Source organism: Exiguobacterium mexicanum, from assembly GCF_005960665.1.
GTDB lineage: Bacteria > Bacillota > Bacilli > Exiguobacteriales > Exiguobacteriaceae > Exiguobacterium > Exiguobacterium mexicanum_A.
The window spans coordinates 236,589-252,767 of the sequence record NZ_CP040676.1; the positions used below are offsets into that span (position 1 = coordinate 236,589).

General features: G+C 53.3%; 21 protein-coding genes. 8 read left to right on the plus strand and 13 right to left on the minus strand.

Going from position 1 to position 16,179, the window contains the following annotated elements; all coding sequences use genetic code 11:
- Positions 1 to 5 precede the first annotated feature (5 nt).
- Positions 6 to 491 carry a GNAT family N-acetyltransferase gene (locus FED52_RS01700; RefSeq protein ID WP_138858698.1) on the minus strand — a complete coding sequence of 162 codons (486 nt, stop codon included), beginning with the start codon at positions 489 to 491 and terminating at the stop codon, positions 6 to 8.
- Between the two features lie 79 nt (positions 492 to 570).
- On the opposite strand from FED52_RS01700, the gene FED52_RS01705 reads away from it, so the two are divergent.
- Positions 571 to 951, plus strand: coding sequence for a VOC family protein (locus FED52_RS01705; RefSeq protein WP_138858699.1), 381 nt, complete (start codon positions 571 to 573; stop codon positions 949 to 951).
- A gap of 28 nt (positions 952 to 979) precedes the next feature.
- Here the strand turns inward: FED52_RS01705 and FED52_RS01710 are convergent, their stop codons facing one another.
- Positions 980 to 1,285 (minus strand): winged helix-turn-helix transcriptional regulator, encoded by a 306-nt coding sequence (locus tag FED52_RS01710; RefSeq protein ID WP_138858700.1) that lies wholly within the window; start codon positions 1,283 to 1,285, stop codon positions 980 to 982.
- 117 nt (positions 1,286 to 1,402) lie between these two features.
- Here FED52_RS01710 and FED52_RS01715 point away from each other — a divergent pair, with 117 nt between their 5' ends.
- Genes FED52_RS01715 through FED52_RS01730 form a run of 4 tightly spaced genes read left to right on the plus strand, consistent with a single transcriptional unit; the run spans position 1,403 to position 4,380 of the window.
- Positions 1,403 to 1,894, plus strand: coding sequence for a lactoylglutathione lyase family protein (locus tag FED52_RS01715; protein ID WP_021066026.1), 492 nt, complete (start codon positions 1,403 to 1,405; stop codon positions 1,892 to 1,894).
- A 2-nt stretch (positions 1,895 to 1,896) separates the two neighbouring features.
- The gene (locus FED52_RS01720) at positions 1,897 to 2,877 is read left to right on the plus strand and encodes a zinc-binding dehydrogenase (protein ID WP_138858701.1); all 981 of its coding nucleotides are present in this window, start codon (positions 1,897 to 1,899) and stop codon (positions 2,875 to 2,877) included.
- A gap of 49 nt (positions 2,878 to 2,926) precedes the next feature.
- A complete protein-coding gene (locus tag FED52_RS01725) occupies positions 2,927 to 3,985 on the plus strand; it encodes a threonine aldolase family protein (protein ID WP_138858702.1) in 1,059 nt (352 codons plus the stop codon).
- Between the two features lie 23 nt (positions 3,986 to 4,008).
- Entirely contained in the window at positions 4,009 to 4,380 is a 372-nt protein-coding gene (locus FED52_RS01730) for a YidH family protein (RefSeq protein WP_138858703.1), read from the plus strand.
- A 42-nt stretch (positions 4,381 to 4,422) separates the two neighbouring features.
- On the opposite strand, the gene FED52_RS01735 is transcribed toward FED52_RS01730, so the two are convergent.
- From FED52_RS01735 to FED52_RS01755, 5 genes are all read right to left on the minus strand, one after another.
- Positions 4,423 to 4,923, minus strand: a complete 501-nt coding sequence (locus FED52_RS01735; protein WP_138858704.1) for an SRPBCC family protein — start codon at positions 4,921 to 4,923, stop codon at positions 4,423 to 4,425.
- A gap of 77 nt (positions 4,924 to 5,000) precedes the next feature.
- Complete coding sequence (gene gshAB, locus FED52_RS01740; protein ID WP_138858705.1) at positions 5,001 to 7,292, minus strand: bifunctional glutamate--cysteine ligase GshA/glutathione synthetase GshB; 2,292 nt, start codon at positions 7,290 to 7,292, stop codon at positions 5,001 to 5,003.
- Positions 7,276 to 8,604, minus strand: a complete 1,329-nt coding sequence (locus FED52_RS01745; RefSeq protein WP_138858706.1) for an MATE family efflux transporter — start codon at positions 8,602 to 8,604, stop codon at positions 7,276 to 7,278. The genes gshAB and FED52_RS01745 overlap by 17 nt, the downstream gene beginning before the upstream one ends.
- A 133-nt stretch (positions 8,605 to 8,737) precedes the next feature.
- Positions 8,738 to 9,202 (minus strand): hypothetical protein, encoded by a 465-nt coding sequence (locus FED52_RS01750; RefSeq protein WP_138858707.1) that lies wholly within the window; start codon positions 9,200 to 9,202, stop codon positions 8,738 to 8,740.
- Positions 9,199 to 9,408, minus strand: a complete 210-nt coding sequence (locus FED52_RS01755; RefSeq protein ID WP_021066034.1) for a helix-turn-helix transcriptional regulator — start codon at positions 9,406 to 9,408, stop codon at positions 9,199 to 9,201. Before FED52_RS01755 ends, FED52_RS01750 begins: the two co-directional genes overlap by 4 nt.
- A gap of 119 nt (positions 9,409 to 9,527) precedes the next feature.
- Between FED52_RS01755 and FED52_RS01760 the strand changes: the two genes are divergently transcribed.
- Together FED52_RS01760 and FED52_RS01765 are read left to right on the plus strand one after the other, a co-directional pair.
- Complete coding sequence (locus tag FED52_RS01760; RefSeq protein WP_138858708.1) at positions 9,528 to 10,460, plus strand: ring-cleaving dioxygenase; 933 nt, start codon at positions 9,528 to 9,530, stop codon at positions 10,458 to 10,460.
- 29 nt (positions 10,461 to 10,489) lie between these two features.
- Positions 10,490 to 10,987, plus strand: a complete 498-nt coding sequence (locus FED52_RS01765; protein ID WP_138858709.1) for a hypothetical protein — start codon at positions 10,490 to 10,492, stop codon at positions 10,985 to 10,987.
- A gap of 41 nt (positions 10,988 to 11,028) precedes the next feature.
- Here the strand turns inward: FED52_RS01765 and FED52_RS01770 are convergent, their stop codons facing one another.
- Entirely contained in the window at positions 11,029 to 11,469 is a 441-nt protein-coding gene (locus tag FED52_RS01770; protein WP_021066036.1) for an RrF2 family transcriptional regulator, read from the minus strand.
- Between the two features lie 190 nt (positions 11,470 to 11,659).
- Here FED52_RS01770 and FED52_RS01775 point away from each other — a divergent pair, with 190 nt between their 5' ends.
- Positions 11,660 to 12,760 carry a globin domain-containing protein gene (locus tag FED52_RS01775; protein WP_138858710.1) on the plus strand — a complete coding sequence of 367 codons (1,101 nt, stop codon included), beginning with the start codon at positions 11,660 to 11,662 and terminating at the stop codon, positions 12,758 to 12,760.
- Between the two features lie 61 nt (positions 12,761 to 12,821).
- Here the strand turns inward: FED52_RS01775 and FED52_RS01780 are convergent, their stop codons facing one another.
- The 5 genes from FED52_RS01780 to FED52_RS01800 form a co-directional block, all read right to left on the minus strand.
- Positions 12,822 to 13,361 (minus strand): hypothetical protein, encoded by a 540-nt coding sequence (locus tag FED52_RS01780; protein WP_138858711.1) that lies wholly within the window; start codon positions 13,359 to 13,361, stop codon positions 12,822 to 12,824.
- A gap of 329 nt (positions 13,362 to 13,690) precedes the next feature.
- The gene (locus FED52_RS01785) at positions 13,691 to 14,104 is read right to left on the minus strand and encodes a DUF350 domain-containing protein (RefSeq protein WP_021066039.1); all 414 of its coding nucleotides are present in this window, start codon (positions 14,102 to 14,104) and stop codon (positions 13,691 to 13,693) included.
- The gene (locus FED52_RS01790) at positions 14,101 to 15,324 is read right to left on the minus strand and encodes a glutathionylspermidine synthase family protein (protein WP_138858712.1); all 1,224 of its coding nucleotides are present in this window, start codon (positions 15,322 to 15,324) and stop codon (positions 14,101 to 14,103) included. Before FED52_RS01790 ends, FED52_RS01785 begins: the two co-directional genes overlap by 4 nt.
- Positions 15,321 to 15,686 (minus strand): hypothetical protein, encoded by a 366-nt coding sequence (locus tag FED52_RS01795; protein WP_138858713.1) that lies wholly within the window; start codon positions 15,684 to 15,686, stop codon positions 15,321 to 15,323. Before FED52_RS01795 ends, FED52_RS01790 begins: the two co-directional genes overlap by 4 nt.
- A complete protein-coding gene (locus FED52_RS01800) occupies positions 15,683 to 16,141 on the minus strand; it encodes a hypothetical protein (RefSeq protein ID WP_029594615.1) in 459 nt (152 codons plus the stop codon). Before FED52_RS01800 ends, FED52_RS01795 begins: the two co-directional genes overlap by 4 nt.
- Positions 16,142 to 16,179: the final 38 nt, after the last annotated feature.

Here is a 16,179-nt window from a genome sequence, read left to right on the forward strand (position 1 = left end):
AGTCCTCAGAACGGTTGGTTCTGAGGACTTTCTTGACGTTCCATTTGGATGAAGGTGAACGTGCTACCGTTCGTCGGTTGTTGAAACGAACCGGTCTGCGTGAACCCGCACGCCTCATAGACACGGATTGCCCGCACGTTGAAGGCGGCGACGGACAAGGTGATGCGATGAGGTGAGTACGTCGCTTTGACGAAGTCGAGAATCGATGTGACGAACGCTCGTCCGCTCCCGTTCCCGGTCAAATCGGGCTTCATGCCGAGCCCGATATCGACCGTTTCAGCATCCGGTTGCGCGACGCTCACGAAGCCGACCAATTCCTCGTCTGAGGTGATGGCGAACACCGACTGTCCGCGCTGTTCGGCGTCTAAAAATTCGGCCAAATCGTCCTGATCGGCCTCCATGTTGTAAAAGGAATAATCCCCTTCATAGTGCCACGTGTAGGCGATTGTTTCCGCCTGTGGCTGGGTCAGGACAGCGAATTGATAGGTCATTTGAATTTCCTCGTTTCACAAGCAATATGTAGTGCTACACTCATCATAGCACCACCAACTTGGAAAATGAGGTGATTACATGGGAATCAAGCTAGATATGATTGGCATCGTCGTCGAAGACATGAAACGGGCGCTCGATTTTTACCGTTTGCTCGGCCTATCGATCCCGGAAGCGATGGATGGGGAAGCGCACGTCGAAATCGATGACGGCGGTGTCCGGCTCGCCTTCGATACGGTCGAAGTGGCGGAGTCGGTGTATGGGGAATGGAAACCGGCGACGGGGCACCGGGTCGAACTCGCCTTCTTGTGCGATAGTCGGGATGAGCTGGATGCGCGCTATGAAGCGATCGTCGGAAACGGTTATGCCTCGCACCGCGAACCGTGGGATGCGTTTTGGGGACAACGTTACGCCATCGTCATCGACCCGGATGGAAACCTCATAAGTCTATTCGCAGCATGACAAAACCCGCGCCGGATTCGGCGCGGGTTTATTCGTCGTGTGTCTCGCCCCAAGAGCAGAGCGCCTTCATGGCTGGTTGCAGGCTGAGTGCGTCCTCGGTGAGCGAGTATTCGACGTGAAGCTGTTTCTCGGTCGAATAGTCGATGCGGCGGACCATACCGAGCTGTTCGAGCTCGCGCAGTTGATCGGTCAACACTTTACGGCTGACGTCAGGGATGGCGCGTTGAATCTCAGAAAAGCGGCGCGGGCCGTTTTCGAGCGTACAGTACACTTGAGGCCGCCATTTACCGCCGATGATGTCGAGCGCCTTATTGACGGGGAACGGGGTCGTCATGTTCAATTCGCCTCGCTTTCGGGTAGTTACTTGAATGTGCGTACTTTTTTTATTGCTTCGATGAAGGTATCGTATCGTTATCCATCAAATTGAGCAAACAAAAAGGAGCAGATGACAGTGACATATCCACGTACATTCTCACATATCGGGCTATCGGTCCCGAGTGTGACCGAAGCAGTTAAATTTTATGAGGACGTGATGGGCTGGTACACCATCATGCAACCATCGGACGTCGTCGAGGACGACTCGCCGATCGGTGTCATGTGCACGGACGTATTTGGACCGGGCTGGGGCAGCTTCAGAATCGCCCACATGTCGACGGGTGATAAGATTGGCATCGAGCTGTTCGAGTTCCCAAACAATGAGAAGCCGGAGAATAATTTCGAGTTTTGGAAGACGGGTATTTTCCACTATTGTGTTCAAGACCCGGACATCGAAGGGCTCGTTGAGAAAATCGTCGCCCATGGCGGAAAACAACGGATGCCAATCCGGGAATATTACCCGGGCGATAAACCGTACCGGATGGTGTATTGTGAAGACCCGTTCGGCAACCTCGTCGAAATCTACTCGCATTCCTATGAACTGACGTATTCGGAAGGAGCGTATTGAGCATGAAGGCTTGGCTACTTGATCAACCTGGATTAGAACATCTGCACATCGGTGAGGTGGAGCGACCGACACCAGATGCGGGCGAACTGCTCATCAAAGTCGAAGCGGTCGCCTTGAACCCGGTCGACTATAAAGTCGGCACGAACGGCAACCCGAACTGGTCCTATCCACACATTCTCGGCGTCGACCTGGTCGGGGAAGTCGTCGAAGTCGGTTCGAGCATCGCCAATATCATTACCGGTTCACGTGTCGCCGTCCACACGAGTCTTGGAAACAACGGCGGCTTCGCCGAGTATGCGGTCGTCGATGCGCGTGCTTGCGCCGTCGTCCCGCCGGAAGTGAGCGACGAGGCCGCTGCGGCCATCCTCTGTGCCGGCATGACAGCGTATGAGGCTATCATGCAGAAGTTGAACACGCGCGACAAAGAGACGATTCTCGTCCACGCCGGAGCGGGAGGAGTCGGTGGTTACGCGATTCAACTCGCCAAAAAACTTGGGCTTAAAGTGTTCACGACGGCATCGCCGGAAAACTTTGACTGGGTCACATCCCTCGGTGCCGATGTCGCCATCGACTACAACGTCGAGGACGTGACGGAGAAAATCATGGAACTGACAGACGGTCGCGGTGTCGACCTGATTTTGAACACGGTCGGACGCGATGTGGCGACGGCCGATCTCGACCGGCTCGCATTCAGTGGACAGCTCGCTTATATCGCCGGTCCACCTGACATGTCGAACATGAAAGGGTTCACGCTGTCGCCGTCGATTCATGAAGTCGCCCTCGGTGCGGCCCATGCGAGTGAGAACGAGCGGGCCATCCGTAACTTGTCGTATATGGCCGAAGAGATGATAAAGCTGCTCGAGGCGGGTGAATTGAACGACCTCGTTACGGACGTCTTGCCGTTCGAACGGTTAAAAGATGGCTTGGAACAGCTACAAACACGCAAAGTGCGCGGCAAATTAATCGTCCGCATGCGCGACTAACTGATGGCCTCCTGTCTATGGACAGGGGGCTTCTTGTGGAGGGGATGACATGGATTTACGGACATCGTATCAACAGACGTCACATCAACTGAGCGGTCACGGGAAACGAACTGTCGGCGTCTTGCAACAGGCGTTCGCTGAGGTCGACCCGAATCAGGTGAGCGACCACTACGGGACGGGCGAGGTCATCATGCGGTTCGAGCAAAAAATGGCGCAAGAACTGGGTATGGAGGATGCGATTTTCTTCCCGAGCGGCACGATGGCACAACAAATCGCCTTACGGATTTGGACGGACGAGACCGGAAATCGAAACGTCGCCTATCATCCGCTCTGTCACTTGGAGATTCACGAACAGGACGGGTTGAAGGAGTTGCATCACCTCGAACCGATTTTGCTTGGGGATGACGACCGGTTGATGACGCTCGACGAAGTGAGGGCGTTACCGGATGTCGCCTGCCTGTTGATTGAGTTGCCGCAACGGGAACTCGGCGGTTACTTACCGTCATTTGCTGAACTTGAGGCGATTAGTCATTTGTGCCAGGAGCGAGGGATTCGTCTGCATCTAGATGGAGCGCGCCTCCTCGAGACGCTCCCATATTATGAGAAGACAGCGGAGGAAGTATGTGCGTTGTTCGATAGCGTCTACGTCTCATTCTATAAAGGCATCGGCGGTATTGCAGGTGCCATCTTAGCAGGACCTAAACCGTTCTGTGACGAGGCGAGAATATGGAAACGGCGGTACGGCGGTGATTTGATTGGACTGTACCCGTACATCATCCCGGCTGACTATTACTACGAGCTACGGAAAGACCGAATGGGGACGTATGTCGAGCAGGCGAAGGAACTGGCGCGTCGCTTCAATGCGCTCGACGGAGTGTGGACGACACCGGAAGTCCCGGTGACGAACATGTTCCATCTTCATCTCGAAGGGGACGACGAAGCGGTCGCGGCACGGATTCAATCCGTTCAAGAGACGACAGGGGTCGGCGTCACGGGCTATCTCGTACCACATGACGACTATTGTTCGACCGAGATCAGTATCGGGGATGCGTATGGAGAGATTGATGAACATCAACTCAATCGATTATTCGAACAATTAGAGCAATGATGAGCTAGAAAGAAGGGATATCGGTGAAACTAGATTTAGAGAAGACGGTCGATTCGCAGTACATCCAGCAACATCTCGCCAATGAGCGGACGTTCCTCGCCTGGATTCGAACGGCCATCACGGTCATCGGAATCGGCTTTCTCGTGACGAACTTCCACTACTATCGAAGTGAAAATTTGAGCGGGGCCGAGCACCAATTGATTACGGCGATCGGCATCTTGTCGATCATCTTTGGGATCGCGACGATCCTCGTCGGGACCCGGTCGTATTTGGAAAAGGTGCATACGATCAACTCTCAGCAGTTCAAATCGACGAAGATGAGCCTTGTCGCGCTCGCCATCGGGATGGTGTTCATTTTCACGTTGATTTTGATTGTCAGTTACTTTTTATTTTGACGACAAACAAGCACCGTGCCTCGAGAGGGACGGTGCTTGTTGCTATCGAGAGATGATGGCGTCGAGCCGTTCGAGTTGCGAAGAGAAGCCTTCGACGGCCCCCATCTCGACGACTTGCTGGAGCGACTCGGCGTCCGTGAATTCGGAGCGGCTGATGAACAGTGTGCCGTTCGGGATGTCGACAAACTCGTTCGTGATCGTCATGACGGGAAGTTCGGGATTGACGTGTCCGTCCGCGTCCGAAAATGCGTCCGTATAGACGATTTTTCGGTGCGGATCGATTTCGAGGAACGTCGATTTCCCCCATGACTCCATACCGTAATAGTCACCCTGCTCCTTGTCGACACACGTCATTTTGTAATGCCATGTGCCACCTGGTTCGAACTCGAACGTACGAACCTCTGTCTTCCATCCGGCCGGTCCCCACCATGCTTCGAGGTGGGCTGGTGTTGAGAATGCCTCGAACACGAGCGCACGCGGCGCGTTAAAACTGCGTTCGACGACTAATGTTTTACCTTCGATTTGAGATTTCACTTTTTCCATTAGAAAGACCCCTTTCTCGAGAAAGAAGATACATCTGTCTGATCAATGTAGTCTCTATTCCCGATTCATGGACCTCTTCAACCTCTTCCGTCAAATAACAAATCGAGCACGGTCTCGCCGATCGGTCGTTCCTTGCCTTCGTACGGGAAGGCGTGGATATGGATGGCCGGATTGAAGTTCAGCTCGATGATGCCGTAGTCACCTTCACGCGCGAGCGACGGAATCATCATGTCGACGCCGCATATCGTCGCGCCAATCGCTCGGGCTGACTCGACCGCGATCCGTTTGTATGAATCGGAAATCTGGTCTGTATAGTCGATACTGTCACCGCCCGTGCTGATGTTCGAGTTCTCACGAAGGAAGACGAGTTCGCCATCGGCGAGGACACTGTCTGGCGTCTTGCCTTGTGGACGCAGGAACGCGACGACGATGTCATCGATGTCAATTTTTTCGAGCGGTGTCTTATAGCCTTTCCCGCGGAGCGGATCCTCATTCTTTTTGGCGACGAGTTCACGAATCGTCGATACGCCGTCCCCGGTCACGTTCGCCGGGACACGGTGCAAAATGCCCGCGACCTCGTCTCCGATGACGAGGAAACGATATTCGTTCCCAGGCAGGAACGTCTCGAGCAGGACGACGTCGTCAAACGCAAGAGCGTGACGAAACGCCTCGAGCGCCTCCTCGAACGTCGTCCCGTCCTTGAAGATGTGAATGCCGATCCCGAAGTTCGTCGATTTTGGTTTCAAGACGATTGGTTCATTCGCGAACATAGTCCAGGCGTCCTGTAAATCGGCTTCACTGCGGAGTTCGATTCCTCCCGGAACACGGATGCCGTGTTCGGCGAGCACGTGTTTTGTCACCGTCTTGTTTTCCATCATGAGGACCGACACGTAGTTGTCTTTCGACGTCTTCGTCGCTTGTTTGACGTACTCGGTTTGGTTGCCGTTCCGGATTCGGATGAACTGATCATCCCGGTCAATCACGTCGACGGTATAGCCGCGTTTCAGGGCCGCCTTCATCAAAATCTGCGTCGACAGCTCCATATCCGTGTAGCCGTGCATCCGGAACCGATTGGCGTAGGCGTCTTGATAGAATAGTTCCGCTTGTCGGAGCGACCACTTTGTATAGCCGTCCGTCATCATGGCGGAGGTGAGGCGTGACGCGTAAGTCGCCTCGACATGGTCGATCCGATTCCGGACAGAGGCAAAGACGTCGTCGAACCCGAGTGTGTATCGGTCATTGAACGCTTCAATCTCGTCGAGCAAATCACGTGCGTACGTCTGGAGCGGCACCGCCTCACCATTGCGGTACAACATGAGTGTTGGCGATAGACCTTCTTTCGCGACGCGTTGTTGGTTGTGGAACGCCTCTGCCTGCCAATCCACAAATCGTGTCTCGTCTTTCAACGTCAAGTAGAGCAAGAAGACGTGCAGGAACTTCAAGTCGGACAGGGCGATGCCGGTCTTCTCGAACGGGTTGAGGTCGATGTTACGAATCTCGATGTAATCGATGCCGTTCGTCTCCAGTCGTTCCAAGTCATTGCCGCCTCGTGACGTCTTCAGCCGAATCGGGGAGTAGAGCTCGTTCGGGTTGGCGATGTCGCCTTGAACGATGAAGCGACGCACGCTCGCGGTGTAGTCTGAGAGTGTTGAATAGTCCGGATAGAGCGGCTCGACATTCGTGTAGCCGCAGTCACTATTCCGGTACGACAACGCCGTCGTATTCGAATACACGTCCTCGCTGAGCGCCTGCATTTGACTGACGCAACGTTCTTCATAGCTCGTATGGACAGCCGGTGTCCCGCCTAACAGATAGACGACAAGCCAACGCGTCCGTAAATAGTTTCGGACGAGTTTTAAATAAAGGTCGTTCTTGAAACGGTCGTATCGTTCGGGTGATCCTTCATAAAGGGAGGCAATCAACTCGTCTGCGAACGAGAAGTTGAAATGGATGCCCGAGATGAGCTGTTTTTTCGCCCCGTATTTTTGGAGCAGGTGTTCCCGATAGCGGCCGGCCTCGAGTCCTGAATTGCCGAAATCCGCGAGCGGGATGACCCCGCCGTCCGGAAGCGCGCACGGCATCGATTGCGGCCAAAGCCGTTCGTCACCGATATTCAGTGCCGTGATGTCGTACAGTGTCTCTAAGAAATTGTGCGCCGCTTCGACGGTCGGAAACGTCGGGGTAATCAGTTCAATCTGACTTTCCGAGAAGTCGGTCGTAATATACGGGTGCGTCGCCTTGTCACCGAGTGCTGTCGGATGTTTCGTTACGGCGAGCGTCCCTTCAGGTGTCACGCGGAGCATTTCACGCTCGATGGCGAAACGTCCGTGCAACAATTGTTTGGTTAGTTGATTAAATCGCTTCTGCAAGGGAAGTCACTTCCTTTTTCATTAGTCGGACATAGAGGACAGAGACGAGCCCTTTGACGATGCTTGAGATGGCGATGCTCCACCAAATGGCATCGAGACCGAGATAGGGCTCGAGGGCAAGCGCGAGCGGGATGCGGGCGACGGTGAAGACGATCGAGATCGTCGCCGGAATTTTCGGTAGCCCGAGTCCGGAGAAGTAGCCGTTCCCAATCATCTCGAAGGAGGCGAAGATGAGCGAGATTCCGATGATCCGTAAATAGTTCGCACCGATGTCAATCGTTGTCGGGTCATCGACGAACAGCCCGATTAGGACGTCCGGTACGAATAAAAACACGAGGGTGATCAACCCGGTATACAAGACACCGAGTCGTGTCGTCACCCGATAGCCCTCATGGACCCGGTCCACTTTGCGGGCGCCGAGATTTTGTCCCGTGTAACTTGCGATGGCACCGTTCAATCCGCCGATCATCATATAGGCGATCGACTCGACTTGAAGCCCGATGCGCTGGGCCGCGATCGCTTCGGTCCCGTATGAGCCGATCATGCGGGCGAGGAAAATACTGATGACCGTGAACAAGACGCGCTGGGTCGCCATCGGGAAGCCGAGGCGAAGAATTTCTCTATAGTCTGTGCGATTCGGTTCAACCGTCTCTTCCCAATCGAACAAGACGCGGGCCCGATGCCAGAAGAAGCCGAACATGACGACGTTCGCGACGAGCGTCGCGAGACCGGCTCCGACGACGCCGAGTCCGAGCGGATAGATGAAGAGCGGTGACAGGATCATATTGAGGGTGACCCCGGTCGCGTTGATACGCATCGCCGTCGTCGTATTGCCATAGGCACTGAACAGACGGGCGAACAACAAGTTGAAAAACGAAAAGATGAGCATCGGTGCACTGACGAGCAAATAAATGTACGCCAACTGCTCGACAGCCGGTGCGTCCATGTTCAAAAAGCCGATAAGCGCCTGGCCGAACGCGGCGAGGACGGTGACGAATAACAGGCCGAGACCAAGGTTCATCCGCCTCCCGGCCCGGACGTAGCGCTGAATCAACGCCTGATCCCGCCGTCCGACGGCTTGCGACACTTTGATGCCGGCGCCGACGACGATAAGGGATTGAATCGCCTGACCGAGCATGATATAAAAGCTGGCCGCGCCGATGCTGGCGACGGCGTCGCTACCGAGCGCACCGACCCAGAACATATCGACGAGACTATACGTGAACTGTAAAAGCGAACTGCCGACGAGCGGGAGGGCAAGCGCCACGATGACGCGTTGAACCTGACCGGTCGTCAAATCGATGGTTTTCACGATGAAAGACCCCTTCAATACATTTAGTATATAACCGTTTAGTTATATATAAGCACGACGTGACCGAATTCGCAATCGTAGGGAACGACTCGACGAAAAATCGACACAAAAAAAGGAATTCGATGTGAATTCCTTAACGGGTATAGGCGCGGATCCAAGTCGTCATATAGACGAGTGTCGAGATGATCAGTGTCGAGGCGAGCGCGTAAATCGGATAGGCTGGGAGCGCGTTCTCGAACAGCGGATAAAACATGAATGACGCCATGAGGAGCGGCACAGTAATCCCGAACGAGACGTAGGCGGCTTTCGTCGCTTTCGCCGTGATAATCTGTTCCCGCTCGTCGACTTCGCTAAATTCTGTCATCCGGACCGACCATTGGCCAAAGCTTAAGTTTTGGTTCGGGCGTGTCTTGAACGAATAGATTGTCCAAATGATAAAGAAGCCGACTAACAGCAAGAGCGGCAATAAGTTAAACTCAATTTCGAATCGGTCGGTCTCGATGACGGTCGACACGTCAGACAAGAACGAACTGAACAGAAATGCCATCAGGACGTACAAGATGATGCTGGAGATGGATTGGATGACGACGTGTTTCAATTTGTTTCCTCCTCGATTGTGAAAATAGATTCGACCGGTTCCTCGAACACGCGGGCGATTTGCATCGCCAGCAGAAGCGACGGCGTGTAGCTCCCTTTTTCGAGCGAGATGATCGTCTGTCTCGTCACACCGACTTTGGCTGCCAAGTCGCCTTGGGTCAATTGATGCCGGGCCCGCAACTCTTTGACGCGATTGATTAATGGCATGCCGCCACCTCATTTCTTGTTTCTATCTTCAGTGTAAAGTAAACTTTACTTAATGTAAAGCTAACTTTACTTATTTGTGGATGGTACAATATAATCAAAGTTGAAAGGGGAGAAGTCGGATGAAGGCGATTTTAGGACAACATCACGTATCAGTGATGACAGGGGACGCGTTGAAGAACTTGCGATTCTATACGGAGGTACTCGGGATGCGACTTGTCAAAAAGACGGTCAACCAAGACGATCCATCGATGTATCACTTGTTTTACGCAGATGAATCGGGGACACCGGGGACGGATTTGACGTTCTTCGAGCTGCCTTTTCTCGGGCAAACGTATAAAGGGTCGAGCAGCATCTCGCGGACAGCGCTTCGGGTGCCGGACGGGGCATTGTCGTACTGGCTTGAGCGATTTTTCGAATTCGATGTACTCCATGATCCGGTCGAGGAAGTGCTCGGTCGTCCGACGCTTTACTTCGAGGACGAGGAGGGGCAACGGCTCTGTCTCGTCGAGGGCGGATCAGGGACGCCGCGGAAAAACGGACCGGTGCCGGCAGACGTCGCCGTCTTCGGCCTCGGATTTAGCGAGTGGACGGTGCGGCGAATTGAGAAGACGGAGCGGGTACTGACGGACGTGCTTGGTTATCGGTTCACGTCCGAGTTCGAACGGAACGGCCAATCGGTTCGTGTGTTCGAGACGGGGGACGGGGGTGTGGCGACCGAGATTCATCTCGTCGACCGTCCAGATTTACCGTCGGAGCGTCCAGGACGAGGCAGTGTCCACCACATCGCGATCCGCGTCGAGGATGATTTGGAGATGGCGCGTTGGGTCGAGCGGCTCGATTCATTCGGCATCAGTCATTCGGGCCTGATCGACCGTTATTATTTCAAATCGATTTATTTCCGTGAGCCGAGCGGGATTTTAGTGGAACTCGCGACGGACGGGCCGGGCTTTGCGACCGATGAGCCGGTCGAGTCACTCGGGGAACGCTTGGCGCTGCCGCCGTTTCTCGAGCCGCGACGAGCGGAAATCGAGGCGAAGTTGAAACCGCTATAATTGGTTACACGGCTAACATAAGTGAGAGGATGAAACGATTGGACGAGCAGGAGATTAGTCTTGTCATTTCCAAACTGTTAGGGGACATCATCGAGAAATACCCTCCGTATCAATGGGTCAAAACAGTAGAGTCGTTTCCACATCCCTACCAATTCAATAAAGTCAGCTATGACTACTCTGGGGACGTTGAGCCGATGACGATGGAAGTGTTTCAAACCATCGTAAAAAGTCTTGGAGCAAAAGAATGGTATTCGTCTCCATTTGAGGAGTTGTTGCACGACATCCATATTAATCAATGGAAACCGACTTTCATCTCAAATTTCGGAAAGGATTGGATATCCTATCACGATTTGCTTCAAGACGCATATGATGATTGGAAATATGAACACTTCGAATTGTATGACGAGGACGGGAATGAGCTTGATGAAAACCTCGAGATTGATTTGAACAATTGTTTATATCATTTCCTGGAACATACATCTCCTGAGTTATACGTGAAGAAAATCATGAAACGTTGGTGGGGATGACATGCAAACATCATACCGACATACAAAACCCGACGGACTATTCAGTCTGTCGGGTTTTGTATGCCTAGCAACATGGCGAGTTCGTTCGTCCGGTTGGCGACGAGGTCGGCGATTGTGTAGCGGTCGAGCACGTGCAGGAAGGCGAGCATCGCCTCGTTCAAGACGCTCCGCAAATCGCATGCGGGCGCGATGACACATCGTCCTTCGCCGAAACATTCGACGAGCTCGAACGGTTCCATCGTCCGGACGACGTCGCCGACGTTGATGTCCTCCATCGGTCGGGCGAGCCGGAAGCCGCCACCACGGCCACGCACCGATTCGAGATAACCGTGCTTGCCGAGCTCATAGACGACTTTCATGACGTGATTCTTTGAAATCTGATATTGGTCCGCCACTTCTTGAATCGTTACGAGACGATGGGAGAACGTGGCGCTATACATGAGTGTTCGGAGTGCGTAATCGCACGTTTGCGTGAGCCGCATGATGTTTCACCTCTTCATCCGTTCATTGTACAAGACATCTGACGAAAGCGCGACGATGGAAGATGTGAAAAAAGCGTGGCGGATTCAAGGCGGAAATTTGAACTTGTGTCTAAACAAGTATTTTATATATTGCTTTTGAAGTGACTTACCTCACATAATGGACGTGTACTTTCAAAAAGGGGGAAACAATATGTTAGATCAACAAACCATGGATATCGTCAAAGCAACCGCACCGGTCTTGAAAGACCACGGCGTTGCCATCACGAGTCACTTCTATAAGCGCATGTTCGAAAACAACCCAGAAGTCCGCCACTTCTTCAACCATACGAACCAAAAACGCGGTCGTCAGCCAGAGGCGCTCGCCAACGCTGTCTACGCGGCAGCCGTCCATATCGATCGTCTCGAAGCGATTCTTCCGGCCATCCAACCGGCGCTTCATAAACATAAGAGCTTGAACATCCGTCCGGAACATTATCCGATTGTCGGCGAGAACTTACTCGGCGCGATTCAAGACGTGCTCGGTGAAGCAGCCACGCCGGACATCATTGACGCGTGGGCGAAAGCATATGGTGTCATCGCCGACGTCTTCATCTCACTCGAGAAACAGATGTATGCCGATGCGCCATGGATCGGTTTCAAACCGTTCACGGTCGCTGAAGTGATCGAAGACACGCCGGAAGTGAAACGATTCCGGATCAAAGCGAACGATGGCGTCGTCGGGACGGCCATCCCAGGTCAATACATCTCGGTCCAAGCCCGTATCGCTGGGGAAGACATCTTGCACCATCGTCAATATAGCGTCGTCGAGACGACAGAAGACGGCTACTGGATCGCTCCGAAGGCGGAAGGTCTCGTCTCAAACTGGCTCCATGAGCAGACGGTCGGCACGGAAATTCCAGTGAGTGCCCCAGCTGGCGAATTTGTCCTCGAAGAGACAGATCGTCCGCTCACACTCGTCGCTGGCGGCATCGGCATCACACCGCTCTTCAACATGGCGAAAACGGCACTCGGCCAAGGGCGTTCAGTCACGTTATTGCACGCGGTTCGCAGCACGAACCTCCGTCCGCTCGGTGAAGAGCTCGATGAACTCGTAAACGCTGGTCTCCAGCTCATCACACACGTCGATGACGTATCAGGCTGCATGAGTGCGACACAACTCGAAGCACTTGATGTCGAGGGACACGACGTCTACACGTGCGGTCCGACCGCGATGATGGAGACGGTCGTCCAAACGATTCCACAAGCCCGTTATGAGTTCTTCGGTCCATCGGCCGTACTCGCCAAAGCATAAGAAAAGACGACTGCAAAAACAGTCGTCACATCACCGCAGACCGGTCATCGGTTTGCGGTTTTTATAATTGTTCAGAATGAAGCACATTTCTGTCGCCGTCGAGCGTCTCAAGTGTCTCGAATCTACCCCGTTGTGATTCACCGAGCGTGATCAAATAAGACATGACGTACCCTTCGCCTCGAGGGTCGTTCACGGTGTATGTCTCGCTCCAATCCGAACCGCTCAGTCGCACGTAAGCCACATCTTCCGGTTTTTCGTTGAAGCGAATCCCGATGTATTCATCAGTCGTATTGCCAAAGTGAATCGAATCGAACGGTTTTTCTTCAATCGTGTCCCATGTCGACACGCTGAAGCCTCCATCTGAATTCATGATACCGAGACCGAGAATCGTCTCGTCTTCATTCGTAAATAAGACGACGGTGCTGCCTTCTACGTATGTGTACCAGCCTTGGGCGGTCATGTGCTCATGCAGTTTTTGTTGCGCCTGTGCCAAAGGTTGTTTTCGTTGCTCGTCCTGATAATACCCGACGCCGGCCGTGACCGAAATCGCGATGACGATGAGCATGCCCATCAGCAATAGTACGAGTCCACGTTTTGACATCTTTCTCCCCCTTGCCTCAATTTTGATTTCAGATTAATGAATGGTGTCGAGAACTTGCCCATGTTGTTTTAACGTTTGAAGGGTAAAGCTCTTCTTTGGGGCGTTATCTAATATGATGATGTGGGTTGTAGAAAAGTCGTCATCATCAATGGCGTTTAAAGCATGCCTCTCTTGATAATGATTGCCGGTTATTTGAATAAAGGCGACATCTTGAGGACGTTCATTTGCGAAACAAATGAGCAAAGCCCAAGTCAGTCTGCGTGTAGACGTTTTATTCTTCCTCTACAAGTACAGCCCATGCCTCAATCCTGAGCGCATGGGCTGTTTGATTAGTACGTCAAGCTCGCGGCGACGATGATGCCGACGACGAGTGAGGCGGAGAAAAGGCTGATCCCGATGGCGAGGTTGCCGTTCTCGACTTCTTTCTCTAAGTTCACGCCTGGCGTCAGGACGTATTCAAACGTCCAGAAGGCGAGCACTTGAGCGAGAATCCCGACGAGTCCCCAGATGAAGGCATCGAGCAAGTTAACGCTGTTCGCCCACACCGTGTAGATGACGATGGCGAGTCCAATCGCTTTTCCCCAAAGTTTCAAGGCGACGGCGACGTTACCTTCTTTAATCAATTTACGTTCCGAATACTTCGTCGTAAGGGCGAAGACGACAAGTCCGGCTAAAATCAGGCCAAACCCTGTGCCGAGGTGAGCGAGGAAGCTCAAGATGGAATCGAGCGTGATGAACGTCATAAGTTATTCTCCTTTGTTGTGCCGATGGCTAAGTAGTAAGACTGGTTGTTCGTAATCATGCTGCCGGCGCGGACGCCGAGAGCGGACGGATGGCCGTTCAAGCAAAAACAGCCGACCATGTAGTGCGTCTCGAGCGGACCGTTGACCGTGTTCGTCAGACGGGTCGGTAGCTCGATGAACTGTTGATACACCGCCGTCTCGTTCGCGTACGTCTGGAGTGTCTCTTTATGGAACGGGACACCGGCTTGGTCGTATAGGATGACCGAGTCGCCTTCCCGGCCGAAAGCGGGCTTTTGCACGTACGCGCTCTTGTCGATAAACGGTTCGGCCTCGAGATACGTCGGTAAAAAATAAGTTTCGATGATGGAACGTTCCGCTTCGTCGAAATATGTATCGGCCTCATACAGTTCCCAAATGAGCGCTTGGACGCCTTTAGACTGCATGAGAAACGCCGAGAGCGGATTGAGTACCGAGACGCGTTTGGCCGCGTTTAGTTCGAGCAGGCGGATGCCGATTAAATCACCATTGGGTGCCCGGTCGTCGACCAGATGCTCGATCGGGTACGTCTGACGATATAACACGTCGACTTTTTCCCCAGACGGTGTGAAGACGCCGTCCGCCTCGACGAGCAAACGGTCGAGCGGGACGAACTCGGACGGCAAGTCGAGCGTCTCTTGAAGGAAACGCGTCGTCCATTTGTCCTCGATGTTGTCATCGTGGGCCGTGAAGACGATTTTCGGTGTCCCGTCCCGACCGAGTCGTTGCCACGCCGCGATGACGGCTTTTCGAAGTTCGGTCTTGAGCTCGTCGGTCGACGTCGCGTTCGGGTCATCGAGTCCGAATTCTGTCGTCACATAGCCGTTCACATCGAACAGTTCTTTGATGAACGTCGGCGTGTCGGCATTGAACTCCATCAATTTGATGGTGCCGTCTTTGACAATCCAGTCATAGCGGCCAATCACCGTCTCTTGCGGCAGCGCCTTGTCCCGAAGGAACGGCAAGCTCGCCTCGGGATAACCGAGCAAGCGGAGCGTATCGTCCGGGAGCGTTCGCAACAGCCGGTTCGTCTTGCGGAAAATCGTATCGACGTCACGCGTCGCCGCCCGAATCTGCCTCACCGCGTCCGTGGACATGGTGAGACAGTCGTAAAGGGCGTATTCCTCGTCGTTCAAGTCAGGCCAAAAGAAAGGGATTTGGCCGAATAATGCGTCCCGTTTCATCCCCCGAAGCCGCCTCGTGAGCCGCTCCCGAGTCCCGATTTGGAACTTGAGTTTGATTTGTTCGGGGTGATGCTGCTGGCGCCACCGTTCGAGCGGTAATTTTTATATGCCGAGGAGTTCTTCAATGCACTCTTTGAATTGAATAGGCTACCGAGTAAGAAGAAGCTCCCGAAGTGAGGGGAGCGATCATCGTCACAGTAATATGACTCCGTCTCATCATCCCAGTCCCAATCGTCGCATTCATAGCCGGTCGGTTCTTCCGGTAACGTCGCTTGTTCGGTTTCGTCGGTGCCGCAAGCCGCTAACGATGCGGTCAAGACAGCAGCCGACAGACCGCTCAAGATTTTTTTGCTTGTCTTCATGTTGATTCCTCCAATGTATAACCTGTAGGGGTGACGTAAATGACATAGACGCCACGATCTTCGTCCGTCTCGGCCGAGTCGCGCTCATATTCTTTGCCGGCGACGTACAAATACTGACTGCCGATCATGGCGAGTGCGTCGAGATGCCGATCGACGTAATACGCCTCGAGCATCGGGTTGTCGAACCGGTCGTCGAGCGTCCGGATCTCCACTTTAATGTCGGTCGTCTCGTGCTTGTCGACGGGGCCTTCCGTGTAGCGGTCGACGTAAATCAAGAAATATTGTTCGCCTTCAAGCGCCGATGAGCGCTGTTTGTAGGTCATGCCGTCCTTGACGAAAAATTCGCATTCGCGGCGGGCGAGTACTTCATCGAGGCCGAGCGATGTATAATGGTAGAGTGGCTCGAACGAAAGTTCATTTTTATAAAGTCGATATTCTAAAACGATTGAGTTCATGACGTCGTCCTTTCTTTTTTCTTTCTATACGAAACCGA